This window comes from Psychrobacter sp. Rd 27.2 (assembly GCF_001921755.1).
In the GTDB taxonomy this organism is placed as follows: Bacteria; Pseudomonadota; Gammaproteobacteria; order Pseudomonadales; family Moraxellaceae; genus Psychrobacter; species Psychrobacter celer.
The window spans coordinates 87,768-103,561 of the sequence record NZ_MRYB01000008.1 but is presented as its reverse complement, the minus strand read 5'-3'; the positions used below and the strand labels follow the sequence as shown (position 1 = coordinate 103,561).

Genomic DNA, 15,794 nt, shown 5'->3' with positions numbered 1-15,794 from the left:
GTCGTGACTTGTGCTGCTAATGGCATCTCTCATCTGATCAATTGCTAATGACCTACCTATGAATCTAACTGAACTAAAGAAAAAATCAATCTCTGAGCTATTGGCCATCGCCAAAGACATGGGTCTTGATAATATGGCGCGTAGCCGTAAACAAGACATTATCTTCGCTATCTTAAAGACCCACGCCCGTAACGGCGAAGCCATCTATGGTGACGGCGTGCTCGAGGTCTTACCCGATGGCTTTGGCTTTTTGCGCTCATCAGAGGGCTCTTACTTGGCAGGTCCTGACGACATTTATGTCAGCCCCAGCCAAATCCGCCGTTTTAGCCTAAAGACAGGCGACAGTATCGCTGGGACGATTCGACCACCAAAGGATTCTGAGCGTTATTTTGCGCTACTAAAGGTCGGCGAGATTAACTTTGATACACCCGATCGCTCGCGTCACAAGCTGATTTTTGAAAACCTCACGCCCTTATTCCCCACCGAGCAGTTAAAGCTAGAATTAGGTAACGGTACGACCGAGGATTTGACAGGCCGTATCATCGACCTGATTGCCCCGATTGGTAAAGGCCAGCGCTCTATCATCGTCGCGCCGCCAAAAGCCGGTAAAACCATGCTTTTGCAATCGATTGCCCAGTCTATCACCCGCAACAACCCCGAATGCTACCTTATTGTCTTGCTCATTGATGAGCGCCCAGAAGAGGTGACCGAGATGGAGCGCACCGTGCGCGGTGAAGTCGTTGCCTCAACCTTTGATGAGCCGCCGCAGCGCCACGTACAAGTTGCCGAAATGGTCATCGAAAAAGCCAAGCGCTTGGTCGAGCATAAGCAAGACGTGGTCATCTTACTTGACTCCATCACTCGCCTCGCTCGTGCGTATAACACTGTCATTCCATCATCTGGTAAAGTGTTGACCGGTGGTCTAGACGCCAATGCCCTTGAGCGTCCTAAGCGCTTTTTTGGCGCGGCGCGTAACGTCGAAGAAGGCGGCAGCTTGACCATCATCGCCAGTGCTTTGATTGACACCGGTAGCAAAATGGACAGCGTCATCTTTGAAGAATTTAAAGGCACCGGCAACCAAGAGATTACCCTTGAGCGTGACTTGGCCGAAAAACGCGTTTTCCCAGCGATCAATATCAAAAAATCTGGTACTCGCCGCGAAGAGCGCCTGCTTGATGAAGATAAGCTACGCAAAGTCTGGATCTTGCGCAAATTGCTACAGCCAATGGATGGTGTCCAAGCCACTGAGTTCTTGCTTGAGCGCCTAAAAGAAGCCAAAACCAATGATGAGTTTTTTGAACAAATGAAGCGTAAATCACAAAACTAATGTGCGATGACAAGCTTTATTCATACCAATAGCACCATGTCATTTTTGACATGAATTGATTATAGATATGAAAGACAAATACCAAAAACCGCCTTAGGGCGGTTTTTGTACGTTGGGTCGTAGCAATATAGCCAGACGACAAGCTATAGTAAGTGCTAAATAGAAAATTGCAGCCTCTATAGCGGATCGCCTATATCACACGAAGCAAATATAGCTGCCCTATTTTTAAACATAGATAGCGCTGGCAGTGACAAAAACAGTTAGCGTATTATCAATACAAATACAATGACACTAAGCAAAACCCCTACCAAGGATACAGTGGGGAAACATCTTTTACAGCTTGCTTGCAAAGCTTAGCGCTTTTACTACGCCTAGAGACGAATTGATGGGTTACTATAAGCGTTAGTATAGATATACTCTGCTATCGGGTGCGATAGCAGTACACGTATTGAGATATTGAAAACCCTTAATATAATCTTATGTCTTGCGATAGCAATACAGATTATTCTAAGACAATTGCTGGATTCGCTTGGTATGGTTTATTTATATCAAACACATAGCACTAAAAATCTCGTATTCTTCTTTTGACCCAACTTGATAATTTGACAGGTGATATTATGAAATTTGCTAAAACTATCGCAATGACTGCCATTACTAGCTCTGCTTTGATCATGGGCGGCTGTGCGACCAATGGCTACAACTCTGGCTTGAGCAATACCGCTAAAGGTGCAGCAGCGGGCGCAGCAGCGGGCGCTTTGATCAGAAGTGGCGGCGACAGTAAAGATATCGCTCGCGGTGCACTAGGCGGTGCTGCTGTAGGTGGCGCTGGCGCTTACATCCTAGACCAAACCAGATAATTTGGTTTATAACGGATAGACAGCACTTCTAGACAACACTTCAAGCAGTTTGGTTAGACCAGTCTTTTCAAAGACATATCTTCTGAGTGTTTTAAGCTTAGATAAGTAAAGACGCTTTGAGCTTAAAAGACAATGAGGTGAACTTTCTCATAAGCTGTCTAAATAGTATGTAAAGACAAACAAAAGGCCTGCAATCATTGCAGGCCTTTTGCGATTAGCAGGCATGTATTTTTATTTTAAACAACGATCAAATCAGAATACATCAGATATATGGCTAAAAAATCGTTCAATTAAGTATAGCCCATTCACAACAAAAGGATGATACCGTTAAGTGCGCGACTCAGATACTGTCTTTAAATGTAGGTTGCACCGCTACTGGCCGCGTAGACGACCCAGCACGTAAGGCAGACTGATACCAGTAACGTCATATACTTTTTAGAGTGCGTCAACTCTAACCTATCAGCGTTATAGAGCGCCACTAAAGGTATCACATGCCTGTACATTGCCACTCTGCAGACCGCGGGTAAACCATTGCACACGTTGTTGGCTGGTACCATGCGTAAAATTATCTGGTACAACCGCGCCGCCGCTCGCGCGAGCGAGGCGATCATCACCGATTTGGCCTGCAGCATTAATGGCCTCATCGATATCACCTGCTTCTAAGAACTGTACGCGCTCCTGATTACGCTGCGCCCATACCCCAGCAAAACAGTCCGCTTGTAACTCTTGCATGACCGACAGCTTATTGGCCTGTGCGCGGCTGACTTGACGACCAGCCTCATTCACCTGCTGAGTGATACCAAGCAACGTCTGCACATGATGGCCCACCTCGTGCGATATCACATAGGCTTGCGCAAAGTCGCCTGCCTTACCTTGGTTATCTTGATCCCCTGAGCCTTGCTGATCGCCTGAGATACCTAGGTTTTGACGCATTTCCACAAAAAACGACGTGTCCAAATAAATGGTTTGATCCCCCGGACAATAAAATGGCCCTGTTGCAGCGCTGGCACTCCCACAAGCAGAGCTGACTTGACCATTAAACAATATGAGCGACGGCTCTTGATACGTACTGCCCGCTTCATTAAATATCTGATGCCAAACGTCTTCTGTATCGGCCAATACGACTTTGACAAACTGCGTATCGCGGTCGTCACTGGTGGCAGGCTCACTCGCCGTACTGCCGCCACCGCCTGCCACCACTTGCCCTGTCTGTAATGCCGTCATGGGGTTGACCCCAAAAACCAACCACAAAATACCCGCGATAATAATACCGCCGATACCACCCCCTATCATCTTACCGCCGCCGCGACTGCTGCGCACGTTTGAGCTACCTCGCCTACCTTGCCACTTCATACCTTCTCTCCTTAAATATATGATTTATACCATCATACTATCGACCATTTATACAAGTATTTTTAGGTCTTTATTGTCTGACTCATTGTCGTACCTAGCTTTTACGGTGTCCCCAAGCTTTTTGCTTATTATGTTTTATGACTTTTATATGCCTATCAGTAGCCTTTAACAGATACAGCACAAAAACAAAGCCGAAATTGATTACGTTATCGTAAAATTTACTGACCGCAATACGCCAATTACCGAATACCAGCCATCTTCAATGAAAGCACTACACAACACCAACAGTTAAAGAATATCAAGACAGCAAATATGCTTTTATAATAAGCCGATCTTATTGATTATACGCATATTATTTTGTGTCATTTTCTAAGAGATGATGAGAGGTTTGAGATATAAAATTACATTTACAATTTTATTGTTACTTAATTGTACAGCCTCTTTCCATTCAGAAAGAAAACATATAGAATGCGTGAAAGCTGAGTAGTTGTAACTAAGATTAGTTGAACTCTGAAAAACATCAGATTTCGACCTTTTTTTTGGCTTTTGTTACTACTACTGCTCATTTCATTTTTTCGGAGAAACAACTATGAACCTTAAATTACTTGCTCTAGCTGGTATCATGACTGCATCTATGGGCCTAACTGCCTGTGACAGCAACACTGAAAACGCTGCTGAAGATTTATCTGACGCACAAGAAGAAGTACAAGACGCTCAAGAAGAGCTAAACGAAGCTGCTGCTGACGGCGAAGCTGTACCTGCTGACGCAGAAGCTGCTGCTGCTGAAGCTGAAGCTGACATCGCTGATGCACAAGCTGCAACTGCAACTGACGAAATGGACGCTGAAGTACCTGTAGACGGTACTACTACTAGCGTTGATGTAGCTAGCGAAACTGACACTGCAGCTGTTGATGCAGCTGACGAAGTGGTTGTTGAAGAAGCTCAGTAATTTTATTGGTCACACAATAAACACTGTAGTAAAAAAGAGAGCCTATGCTCTCTTTTTTTATATCTGCTATTTAAGCAAAATGATAGCAGGATAGCCTGCTAACTAGATGGACACCGATTTTTTGTGCTAAGCTAGTAGATAAGAGATACCCAAAAAAGTCCCTATTAAACAGCGTTATCTTTGGTTCTTTTTCTCTGAGCAGGCCTATGTGTATAGACAAAGACTAAGCATCAAACAAACGCTCATCAACCTGCTGGCGAAATTTCTGACCTGTCTTAAAGGTCACCACTCGGCGCGCAGATACGGCAACGGGCTCCCCTGTCTTTGGATTGCGACCAGGGCGGCTATTTTTGTCTTTTAGCTCAAAGTTGCCAAAGCCTGAAAGCTTGACTTCTTTGCCATCGATCAAACTCTCTGACAATTCCTCAAAAAAGCGCTCTACCAAACAGCGGCTATCTTGGCGCGTTAGGTTTAGGTGGCTCATCAAGTGCTCAATCATGTCAGATTTGGTTAAAGTGCTCACAGTACGACTCCTATGCTATGTCGTGATGTCGAATATCATGGTTTAGCGGTATGAGGGGATAGCAGTTATTATAAAGGTTTTTTGTGGTCTTTTTAATATAGACGTTATAAAATCTCTTTTATTAATAACCACTTACCATTTTTTAGACAAAAAACGTCTCGATCATAATTTTTTTGACAAATAAGACACCACAGCCTTTTAATTAAAAAAGGCCATGATGCGTTATTAGTTTTCGGGTATAGAGGTTAGCTGTCACGCAGCTGTACTGAATGCTGCTCAATCAAAGCGTGAACGACTTTATCAGTGGCAGTTTTTACTGCCTCGTCAGATAGGGTTTGTGACAAATCTTGCCATATCAGAGCAAATGCAAGCGAGCGCTGACCTGTCGGTACTTTGTCACCTTGATAGACATCAAATAACCACATATCACTCAATAAGGCTCCAGCAGCACGGCGCACCGTCGACTCTAGCGTCTGTAGGCTAATCTCGGTATCTACCAAGATGGCGATATCACGGCGCACTTGTGGAAACTTACTTGGCGTGGTGATGTCATGCTGCTCGCGGGCCAAGTTAAGCAGCGGCGCAAGCGATAGCTGGGCAACCCAAGTGGCAGGCAGATCCAGCTGTTTTGCGGTGCTCGGATGCAGCTGACCCAACCAGCCGACATAGATATCATCGATATATAGCTTGGCGCTTTGACCAGGGTGCAAAAACGCTAGCTGACTGCGCTCATAGCGTACGCGCGCACGATCGATTTGGGCTGGAAGTAGCTGCTCGATATCGTGCTTGAGATCATAAAAATCTAAAGCTCGGTTTTGGTAAGCTTGTTCATCCCAAATATCGCCAACTGCGACCAGCGCCATGCTCGGCGTCTGCACCAAGTCACTGACACTCTGACCGACAAAGCTCAGACCCGTTTCAAAAAAACGTACACGCGGCTGCTGACGATTGAGGTTGTATTGTACACAAGGCAACAAGCTTGAAAGCAAAGTACGGCGCATGACCGCCAGATCGCTTGAGATCGGATTGGCCAATGCCAACACTTCACCTAACGCTTCATCATCAAGTAGCGTCTCAAGTTTGGCATCACTAAAGCTAAAACTAATCGCTTCCATATAGCCATTATTGACGAGTGCCAGCTTCATCTCATGCGTCAAATCAGCCGTATCATCATAATCCATACTGACTTGCAGATGCGGCAGGACGCTTGGAATATTGTCATAACCATAGATACGGGCAATCTCTTCGATAAGATCCTCGCGAATACTCATATCAAAACGATACGACGGCGGCGTACAGATTAGACTCTCTGCTTGCTGCGCGACCTCAAAGCCCAGCTGGGTTAAGATACGCACCATGACCGCAGGCTCTATCTCGATACCGACGACTTCACGGACTTTGCTGATTGGCAAGGTAATCGGCGTACGGGCTGGCAAGTGCTCGCTGTTTTCTACTTTTACTATTTGCCCAGCTTGTCCGCTTGTGACACTAGTAATCAAATCAACAGCACGCGCCAAAGCAAGCGCTGGCAGCTCAAAGTCTACCCCGCGCTCAAAACGCTGTGAGGCATCGGTATGCAAACCAAAACGACGCGCGCGCGCCGCGATAGCCAACGGATTGAAAAACGCACTTTCTAAAATAATATTGGTGGTGCTATCGGTGACGCTACTGCGCTTACCCCCCATGATTCCCGCTAAGGCAAGCACGCCCTCATCGTCGGCAATCACCAGCTCATCACCAGTTAGGGTAATGGTTTGCTCATTTAGTAGCGTCAATGTCTCTGCAGGCTGCGCCAAACGCACCACGATATCACCTTGAATGGTATCGGCATCAAACGCATGTAATGGCTGACCAAGCTCTATCAATACATAGTTGGTCACATCCACCAAAAAGTTATGCGAGCGTAGTCCTGACTGCACCAAGGCATCAGCCATCCATTTTGGCGTATCGATACTGCGATCAATATTGCTAATTGATTGTAAGAGATAGCGTGGGCAAGCCTCAATGGCACTAACGGTGACCGCAGGCGTTGCATCATTGTCCGTTACCGCTACATCAGTGGCAATCTCCGGCTGCTGCATCGGCAGATCATTGATCACTGATATCTCACGGGCAATACCGCGGACGCTAAAGCAGTCGCCGCGGTTTGGCGTGATAGAGATATCGAGTATTTGATTGTCTAAACCTAGGTAGTCACGGATATCAGTGCCAATTGGGGCATCTTCAGGTAGCTCAAGTAGGCCATCTATATCATCGACTAGGTCAATTTCAGAAGCACCGCATAGCATACCATTTGAGGCCACGCCGCGTAGTTTACTTTTTTTAATCTTAAAGCCTGATTTACCATTACTGACATCATCACTCGGCAGTACCGCCCCAACGGTAGCAACAGGCGCTTTCATACCGACCGTCACATTCGGCGCGCCGCAGACGATTTGTAATGGCTCAGACTCACCAATATTTACCTGCGTGACGCGCAGCTTATCGGCATCAGGATGCGGCTCGACACTGATGACTTCACCGACCACCACACCGCTAAAGGCTCGGGCAACGGCAAAGCGATCATCAATCTCAAGCCCTGCCATGGTCAGCTGTTCGGCCAATTGCTCGCTGGTATTATTGGGGTTCACCCATTGACGTAGCCACTGTTCGCTAATTTTCATAAATATCTCGGATCAGAATTTTGTAATAAAGATGTTGGAGTAAAGCTTGGCACATACACTTGTTATATCAACAAGGCGCGCTTTTTATATAAAAAAAGCACTCTAGCCAAATTGCTTTAAAAAGCGCACGTCATTTTGGAAAAACAAACGCAAGTCATCGATGCCATAATACAACATGGCAAAGCGCTCAATACCCATACCAAAGGCAAAACCGGTGTATTTATCGCTATCGATACCGCAGTTGGTCAGCACCTGCGGATGCACCATACCGCAGCCCATCACTTCTAGCCATTTGCCATTGTCATCGAGGATATCCACTTCAGCAGAAGGCTCAGTAAATGGGAAAAATGACGGACGAAAACGTACAGTCAATTCTTTGGCAAAAAACGCCTCTAAAAACTCACTGATCAAACCCTTTAGCTCAGCAAAGGTGCTCGACTCGGTCACCATCAGCCCTTCTAGCTGGTGAAACATCGGCGAATGCGTTTGGTCTGAGTCGTTACGATAGACGCGGCCTGGGCAAATGATACGAATCGGCGGCTCGTTCTTTTCCATGGTGCGAATCTGTACCGGACTGGTGTGCGTACGCAGCAAGTAGTGCGCATCAAAATAAAACGTATCGTGCATCGCGCGCGCAGGGTGATGGGAGGGAATATTAAGCGCTTCAAAGTTATAGTAGTCGCTCTCAACTTCAGGGCCTGTCGCGACGTTAAAACCAGCCTGCACAAAGTACTGCTGCATACGCTGGGTCACCATCGTCACTGGATGCAAATGGCCTTTTTGACCACCGCGCGCCGGCAAGGTGATATCGATACTCTCGCTTGCAAGCTTGGCATTCAATGCAGCGACTTCTAGCTGCTGCTGCTGCTCGGTGAGCGCCTGTCCGATACGGCTACGCACACTGTGCAACCAGCCGCCGTAGGTTTTTTTGTCATCGCTACCAAGCTTACCCATCTGTTTTGACCAGCCGGTAAGCGAGCTTTTTTTGCCCGTTAGCTGTACACGCAAGTCTTGTAGGGTACGCGCGTCATTTACTTGCAAAATTAGCGCTTCAGCAGCACTGGCAAACTCATTGAGCTGTGATTCATTTAGCTCATCAAGCTCTGAGGACAAGGTCGGTAGCGCCGACAAATCGGTGATAGCAGCAGGGGTAGTCATAAGACGCATTATTCCTGATTTAAACGGACTATTAAGTAAGTATGGTGCTTGGTAATTGTAGGGATTTGACCAAATATTGCAAACCATTTGCTCGGTTATCTCACGATGATCATGAGTGATGCTAATGGCTTGAATATGTAGACATATATATCTAGCAAAATAGATATTTAGCAAAAATGCGTGTGTTTAACCGCAATAGTGATGACGCCAAAATAATTTACTATAAAAAAAGCCACCGACCAGCGGTAGCTTTTATTAATATCGTACTATTAATCAATATTAGTCCGATCCATCTAGGTATTTGCTAAAAAAGCAAGCCACCTAACGGAAAGGGTAATATTTAGGCCAATTCCGCTTTTGCTTTTTCGACCAATGCGGTGAAAGTAGCTGCATCATGCATAGCGATGTCAGCTAAGACGCGACGATCGATTGCGATGTTTGCTTTTTTCAAGCCATTGATAAAGCGGCTATAGCTTAAGCCGTTGATGCGAGCACCAGCATTGATACGTGCGATCCAAAGACGACGGAAAGTACGTTTTTTGTTGCGACGGTCACGATAAGCATATTGACCAGCTTTGGTCACTGCCTGTACCGCTACGCGGTAAACACGTGAACGGGCACCGTAGTAGCCTTTAGCACGCTTTAAGATTTTTTTGTGACGGCGATTTGCCTGTACACCACGTTTTACACGGGCCATAAATTACTCCAAGATTTTTTAATCATTATGAAACGAATCACGATGTCATTATATAAGTGAATACCAGACATCGTTATCAGATTGCAAAGTCAAATACCTTTAATACATTAAAGCTAAGTGACCATAGGCTATTAGATGTATGGGCACATACGACGAACTGCTGCTTCGTCAGACTTGTCCACCATCTTTAGACCGCGCAACTGGCGAATACGCTTAGCTGATTTCTTGGTCAAGATATGGCTTTTGAAGGCTTGCTTACGCTTAAAGCCATTCGCTGTTTTTTTGAAGCGTTTAGCGGCACCGCTTCTGGTTTTCATCTTAACTTTCATGATGAGTTGCCTCTTTGTCTTTGATAGAACCTGGTCGTCAAATCGTCAGTCATAAATAGTGGCTTTAAAAACAACCACTAAACTGTTATTTGCCTCGAGGTGGGAGGCGCTATTTTAGCAGATAGCGCTCTGTTTTGCCAAGTGAATTTTCGCCCAAGCGCTCAGCTGTTTATATAGCCAGCGCTTTTAGTAAGCGTATATCACTATGGCTCCCCTACACTCCGCCCAATAGCCTGCCGCAAAGACGGCGATACACTTTATAGGATCGGGTCATAAAGTCGGGTCATAAAATCGGGGATTTTTTTGCAAATAGATTGAATGTGAGACAAAGCTGTGCTTAAGTAGAGGTTTGGCTTGACTGCTTATCGTGCACGAATTGTATGCCAGTAACGATAGCCATTGACTCGGTATTATGCTCATCCGTTTTATGACCATAATCCGTTCTGACGCTGTACACCTATAACATGATTGGCAACCCCCATCATTGCCTGCCATCACTCTAGGAGATAACGTGTCAAATCAAGAGTTAGACTTTGATGACAGCCTATTTGTATTTGAGACAGTGATGCGAGTGCGTCATACTGAAATCGATAGGAGTCAGCATATCTCGTTTGAAGCGTTGACCGCTCTGCTTTGTGAGGCGCGGCATCGGTTTTTGCATGCAAAAGGTATACAAGAGATCAATGCGGACCATCGAGGACTGATCATCGATGGCATACAGCTAACCACCAATAGCCGTGTACGGGCGCGCGAAGAGCTGTTGTTTGAGGTGGGGGTCGAGCCGCTGTATGATAACGGCGGCCATATGATCATCAAAATATCGCGTATGTATGGTGGCGAGGTGGTGGCAAAGGCACGGATCCATTTTATCAACTACGATTTTCACCTCAACAAAACCGCCGCCTTGGATAAAGACACAAAAGCGGCGCTATATCCGCATTGATTTAGGCTGTGATGCCCTTGACGCTCTGAACCCCTATCACCATTAGGCCAAAATGTCACATAGAGGGTCGAGCACAGCCCCACTAACTATCTATTTCCTATTTCTCATCACAAGACAGACATATTATGACTTTACCTGCTTGGCTTGCCGCCATAAAATTTAATGCTGATGGTTTGATTCCCGCTATTGCTCAAGATCATAAATCTGGGCGTATCCTCATGATGGCATGGATGAATAACGAAGCCCTCCAGCTTACCGCCGAGACAAAGACAGCGGTGTATTTTTCGCGCTCGCGTGGTCAGTTATGGCACAAAGGAGAATCGTCAGGTCACACCCAGACAGTCCATGATATCCGCTTAGACTGCGATGCAGATGTGATTGTGCTGAGCGTGACACAAGCGGGCGGCATCGCCTGTCATACAGGACGTGAGTCTTGTTTTTATCAGCGTTTAGACTTATCAGGCGCGCAGCCTCAATGGCAAACGGTGGATAAAGTATTAAAAGATCCGGCAGAGATTTATGCGTCTACTTCGGCTGCCGAGGCCGTCTCTAACCCCCAACGTCACGATGCCAGCACTAAAGGGACTACTAAAAAAGAGACTACTAAGATCGATACCAACTCGATTTTACAGCAACTAGATCAGGTATTAGCAGAGCGCAAACACGCCGATGCTGACAGCTCTTATGTGGCAAGCTTGTACGCAAAAGGCCTAAACAAGATATTAGAAAAGGTGGGCGAAGAGAGCACCGAGAGCATCATCGCTGCCAAAGACTTGGCTATCTGTGACGTTTCTGGCGATCAAGCACACTATGATGCCGCGCGTCATGAGCTTGTCTATGAAGTGGCTGACGTGTGGTTTCATACGTTGGTCGGGCTGGCATGGTTTGATATCGAGTCAGACGCCATCTTACACGAGCTGGGCCGACGCTTTGGTCTCTCAGGCATCGATGAGAAAGCGTCGAGATAACCTATCATATAGTGAGTTCAGTATAAAAAAGATACAGTAGGACTGGGATAAATTTTTCGCAGCCTCTGTCTGCGTAGGCATAGCACGCAAGGAAAATTTAGACCAGTTCCACGTTGATATATAATGTCTCTGTTTTATTTAGGATTGACTATATGTCGAAAACAAAAGTGCCACTACCTATTTACTCTGTGTGATTGTTGCGACTTTCACCTTTTTGTCATAAGGGCAAGGTATAATAGTATTTTTACGTCAGCGTTATGTCTGTATTTTTGTCAAATAGATCAGTATTCTATAAAATAACAGTAGCGCGGTGGCGGCAATACTGATGCCAACAACTAAAGAGCAGCATTCACACTCAGAAATCTCAGACATGAGGTCTCAGACATTAAGGATATCATTATGGGCAGTTTTTCTATTACGCATTGGCTGATATTACTGGTGGTGGTGGTGGTGGTATTTGGCACCTCAAAGCTTAGAAATGCCGGCAAAGACTTGGGCGGTGCGGTCAAAGGCTTTAAAGACGCAGTCAAAGACGAAAATGCTGAGCATGCCAAAAAGCAAGTGGTACTCGATCACGACGGCGCAGCTCATCCAGCAGAGCGCCAAGCACCTAATAAAGTCGATGAGCATAGCAGCACGCTCCCTACTGACGATAAGCATCATTGATCATAGCAAATACCATGCTAGGTATAATGCCGCTAGCATCTAGATAGTGACAATCCACCATTATGTTTGATATTGGGTTTTCTGAATTACTGCTCTTTGGCGTGATTGCTTTGATCGTCTTGGGCCCCGAAAAGCTGCCGCAAGCGGCGCGCACGGCTGGGCAGTGGTATGCCAAAATTCGCCGTACTGTCTCTACCCTACAATCGGAAATAGAGGCTGAGCTTGACTTGGCCGAGACTCGGCAACAAATGCAAAAAGAGCTGGCAAAAATCCGTCAGACAGAGGCGGAGATGAGACGTGAAATGGCAGAGATGCGCGGCAGTATGCAAGAGTTTGAGTCGTCACAGAACCGCGCCCTAACAGCCTATCCGCATGCAGAGCATCAGCCTGTGATTAACGATGATACAGCGCGTCACAAGGCTGATACTGCGCGCAATACCGTAAACGAGCAGCCTGAGGTGGCAACAGCATTTGCGCACGCCTATGAGCATAATGAGCCTTCTGACGGCATCGATCAGCAAACAGCACCGCCCATCATGACCAAACCTTGGGAAAACATGTGGTTTCGCCTCGGTGATTATGATAAAGCACGCCGCCTACCCGCTGCCCCCTATCTCCCCAATTATCAAGCAGATATCCTATTAAATAGCGCGCCTGCCAATCCTAACGCCTCACAAGCGTCTGCCCAGATGCAGGAGGCCGACTGATGGATTTGTTTAAACGCAAAAAAAGCCGACAAGAAAAAATCGGCGATACAGGGACAGAAAAAACCCGCTCAGCCGATATGGCTTATGATAGCGATGATGGGGATATGTTAAGCTCGCTTGGCGATATGCCCATCACCGAGCATCTCATTGATTTACGCCGTCATCTGATCAAAATATGCGTGGCGGTGCTGGTGGTATTTTTGGCCTTAGTTGGGTTTTCACGCGAGCTTTATAACCTGTTATCGGACCCATTGGTCGCGCAGTTACCTGCCAACTCGACAATGATTGCTACCGATATCACCTCAAACTTTATGGCGCCGATACGCTTGAGTATCTTTGTCGCCGCCTTTGTGGCCATGCCTTATATCTTGTATCAAATTTGGTCATTTGTCGCCCCAGGTCTGTACAAAAAAGAAAAAAAAGTCGCCATTCCAGTGCTGATGTCTTCTATCGTATTGTTTTATGCTGGGGTGGCATTTTCTTATTTTATTGTGCTCAAAGGGGTTTTGAAATTCTTTATTACCTTTGCGCCGCAAAACGTCTTACCCATGACAGATATCGACAGTTATTTGAGCTTTGCATTAAAGCTTTTTATGGTATTTGGCTTGACCTTTGAGATACCAGTCGTCACCTTACTGTTGATATTGGCCGGTATCGTCTCCATTGACAGCTTAGAGGATAAACGCCGTTATATCATCGTTGGCTGCTTTGCCATCGCGGCCGTGGTGACACCACCTGATGGGGTGTCGATGTTGATGCTGGCTTTTCCGATGTGGCTGCTGTTTGAGCTGGGGCTGTTTTTGGCGAAGATTTTGATTAAAGAAGAGCGCCGCCCTGCTTTGGCAAATGAGAGTCAACTGGATAAAAAGTAATACCTTGGACAACAAACAACGCCGTTGATGATAAGCTACGCCTCTGACGACTATCGGTATTTGACAAGCGCCATCGACCTCATCGCCAGCCATTGTTTATGCAGTGGCTTTTTTTGCCTTTATGGTTTTTGACCCTATGGCTTTGCCCTTATAGCTGTTGTCCTGTCTTGTTTGTCCGCAGATTTTTCGATCGTTTTTTACTCATCCATCGTGTCAGCAGATGTTGACACCGTTAGTATTTTAGGTAGCTTTTATGTCCGCATCTATGCCCGCTTATATGAGCGACCCCACCGATGAGCAGCTAAATGCGCTAAATATGGCGATGGACCACAAGTCGTTTAAAGTGGTGGCGTATGCGGGCGCGGGTAAAACCACAACGCTCAAGCTCATCGGCGAGCGTCTGCGGGGGCGCGGCTTGTATTTGGCCTTCAACAAAGCGATCGCCAATGATGCTCGGCAAAAATTTCCCAGTCACGTGGACTGCCGTACGTTTCACTCGCTTGCCTATCGCCATGTCGCACGTGATATCACTGCCAAATTGTCCTTACCACGGTTTTCACCCAAGCGTTTGGGCGATGACTTGGGGCTACAAGCGGTGCAAGTACGTCGGCAAATGGATGGGGTAAATAAATACATCACTTTGACCCCAGCCCGCCTTGCGCGGTTTGTCAGCGATGCGGTCAGTCATTTTTGTAGCACCCATGCCAGCTACCCTGCGCCCCGGCATTTATTGTTTCCCAGCTGGCTCGATGCGTCAGATAGCGAGCAGCTGCGTGAGATGCTCTACCCTGCCGTCGAGCAGCGCTGGCTACAGTCTATCGATGCCCGCCATCCTGCTGGTATCGGCCATGATATTTATCTCAAATTATGGGCACTCTCCAAGCCCAGTATCCCAGCGGATTTTATCTTGTTTGATGAAGCGCAGGATGCTGATCCGTTGATGATGGGGATTTTGACCCAGCAGCCACGGCAAGTCATCTATGTGGGCGACGCTCATCAGCAGATTTATGAATGGCGCGGCGCGGTGAATGCGATGAAAAAGCTACCACTACCACAAACCCTATTGACACAGTCGTTTCGCTTTGGAGAGCCCATCGCTGAGGTGGCCAACACCCTACTAAAAGCCTTACAAGAAGAAGTACCGCTAAAGGGCAATCCTGCCAAGCAGTCCTCTACCGATAAAGGCATGGTCCATAGCAAAAAAGACGCCATCCTCTGTCGCACCAATGCCGCTGCGATGGCGCAGTTATTGACGGGACTCAAGCTTGGGCACCGCGTGGCACTGCAAGCCGATACCGATCGTATGCTAAAATTCTGTCAAGCGGCTGAGAACCTAAAAAACGGCAAATCAGCTTATGGCGTGCCAGAGCTGGCGTATTTTTATAATTGGGGCGATGTGCAAGAGTACTCTGAAACCAATGAAGGCAGCGACCTTAAAACATTGGTCAAGCTGGTCGATGATCACGGTACCAACGTCTTAAGCCAAGCGGTCAATAGTTTGACCAGCATCGATAACGCCGATTATGTCATCTCTACCGCGCACAAGGCCAAAGGGCTTGAATGGGGGCGCGTACAGCTCGATGACGATTTTTATTATGATGTGACCACCAATGCAGTCAAGATCAGCCCAGAGGAGCTGCGCTTGCTCTACGTTGCCTGTACACGCGCGCAGAGCAATCTCGACATTCATCATATCAAAGACTTGATCATCGGATTGCAAACGGGGAAAAAGGTCATCTTTGGCAATACCTAACACCGCTCCGCTCTATTCGATCACGTTAT

The 15,794-nt window shown here is 46.7% G+C and carries 15 protein-coding genes; 9 read left to right on the top strand and 6 right to left on the bottom strand.

The features are described 5' to 3' along the window. Window positions 1-58: 58 nt before the first annotated feature. Window positions 59-1,327, top strand: a complete 1,269-nt coding sequence (gene rho / locus BTV99_RS08520; protein WP_075101945.1) for a transcription termination factor Rho — start codon at window positions 59-61, stop codon at window positions 1,325-1,327. A 617-nt stretch (window positions 1,328-1,944) separates the two neighbouring features. Continuing rightward, complete coding sequence (locus BTV99_RS08515) at window positions 1,945-2,184, top strand: hypothetical protein (protein ID WP_075101944.1); 240 nt, start codon at window positions 1,945-1,947, stop codon at window positions 2,182-2,184. Between the two features lie 465 nt (window positions 2,185-2,649). Here the strand turns inward: BTV99_RS08515 and BTV99_RS08510 are convergent, their stop codons facing one another. Further along, window positions 2,650-3,537, bottom strand: a complete 888-nt coding sequence (locus BTV99_RS08510) for a neutral zinc metallopeptidase (protein ID WP_075101943.1) — start codon at window positions 3,535-3,537, stop codon at window positions 2,650-2,652. 589 nt (window positions 3,538-4,126) lie between these two features. Here BTV99_RS08510 and BTV99_RS08505 point away from each other — a divergent pair. Next, a complete protein-coding gene (locus tag BTV99_RS08505) occupies window positions 4,127-4,486 on the top strand; it encodes a hypothetical protein (RefSeq protein ID WP_075101942.1) in 360 nt (119 codons plus the stop codon). A 223-nt stretch (window positions 4,487-4,709) separates the two neighbouring features. Here BTV99_RS08505 and BTV99_RS08500 read toward each other — a convergent pair whose 3' ends face one another. The 5 genes from BTV99_RS08500 to rpmI form a co-directional block, all read right to left on the bottom strand. Next, the gene (locus BTV99_RS08500; RefSeq protein ID WP_075101941.1) at window positions 4,710-5,009 is read right to left on the bottom strand and encodes an integration host factor subunit alpha; all 300 of its coding nucleotides are present in this window, start codon (window positions 5,007-5,009) and stop codon (window positions 4,710-4,712) included. Between the two features lie 245 nt (window positions 5,010-5,254). Continuing rightward, window positions 5,255-7,672 (bottom strand): phenylalanine--tRNA ligase subunit beta, encoded by a 2,418-nt coding sequence (pheT, locus tag BTV99_RS08495; protein WP_075101940.1) that lies wholly within the window; start codon window positions 7,670-7,672, stop codon window positions 5,255-5,257. Window positions 7,673-7,774: 102 nt separating this feature from the next. Continuing rightward, window positions 7,775-8,830 carry a phenylalanine--tRNA ligase subunit alpha gene (gene pheS, locus BTV99_RS08490; protein ID WP_075101939.1) on the bottom strand — a complete coding sequence of 352 codons (1,056 nt, stop codon included), beginning with the start codon at window positions 8,828-8,830 and terminating at the stop codon, window positions 7,775-7,777. Window positions 8,831-9,170: 340 nt separating this feature from the next. Further along, a complete protein-coding gene (gene rplT, locus BTV99_RS08485) occupies window positions 9,171-9,527 on the bottom strand; it encodes a 50S ribosomal protein L20 (protein ID WP_075101938.1) in 357 nt (118 codons plus the stop codon). Window positions 9,528-9,658: 131 nt separating this feature from the next. Then, window positions 9,659-9,856 (bottom strand): 50S ribosomal protein L35, encoded by a 198-nt coding sequence (gene rpmI, locus BTV99_RS08480; protein WP_011281253.1) that lies wholly within the window; start codon window positions 9,854-9,856, stop codon window positions 9,659-9,661. 511 nt (window positions 9,857-10,367) lie between these two features. On the opposite strand from rpmI, the gene BTV99_RS08475 reads away from it, so the two are divergent. From BTV99_RS08475 to BTV99_RS08450, 6 genes are all read left to right on the top strand, one after another. After that, window positions 10,368-10,799 carry a thioesterase family protein gene (locus tag BTV99_RS08475; protein ID WP_075101937.1) on the top strand — a complete coding sequence of 144 codons (432 nt, stop codon included), beginning with the start codon at window positions 10,368-10,370 and terminating at the stop codon, window positions 10,797-10,799. A gap of 125 nt (window positions 10,800-10,924) precedes the next feature. Then, entirely contained in the window at window positions 10,925-11,767 is an 843-nt protein-coding gene (hisIE, locus tag BTV99_RS08470) for a bifunctional phosphoribosyl-AMP cyclohydrolase/phosphoribosyl-ATP diphosphatase HisIE (RefSeq protein ID WP_075101936.1), read from the top strand. Between the two features lie 399 nt (window positions 11,768-12,166). Next, window positions 12,167-12,433, top strand: coding sequence for a Sec-independent protein translocase subunit TatA (tatA, locus tag BTV99_RS08465; RefSeq protein WP_075101935.1), 267 nt, complete (start codon window positions 12,167-12,169; stop codon window positions 12,431-12,433). A 62-nt stretch (window positions 12,434-12,495) separates the two neighbouring features. Continuing rightward, a complete protein-coding gene (gene tatB / locus BTV99_RS08460) occupies window positions 12,496-13,140 on the top strand; it encodes a Sec-independent protein translocase protein TatB (RefSeq protein WP_075101934.1) in 645 nt (214 codons plus the stop codon). Further along, entirely contained in the window at window positions 13,140-14,012 is an 873-nt protein-coding gene (tatC, locus tag BTV99_RS08455) for a twin-arginine translocase subunit TatC (RefSeq protein WP_075101933.1), read from the top strand. Before tatB ends, tatC begins: the two co-directional genes overlap by 1 nt. A 253-nt stretch (window positions 14,013-14,265) precedes the next feature. After that, the gene (locus BTV99_RS08450) at window positions 14,266-15,765 is read left to right on the top strand and encodes a UvrD-helicase domain-containing protein (RefSeq protein WP_075101932.1); all 1,500 of its coding nucleotides are present in this window, start codon (window positions 14,266-14,268) and stop codon (window positions 15,763-15,765) included. Window positions 15,766-15,794: the final 29 nt, after the last annotated feature.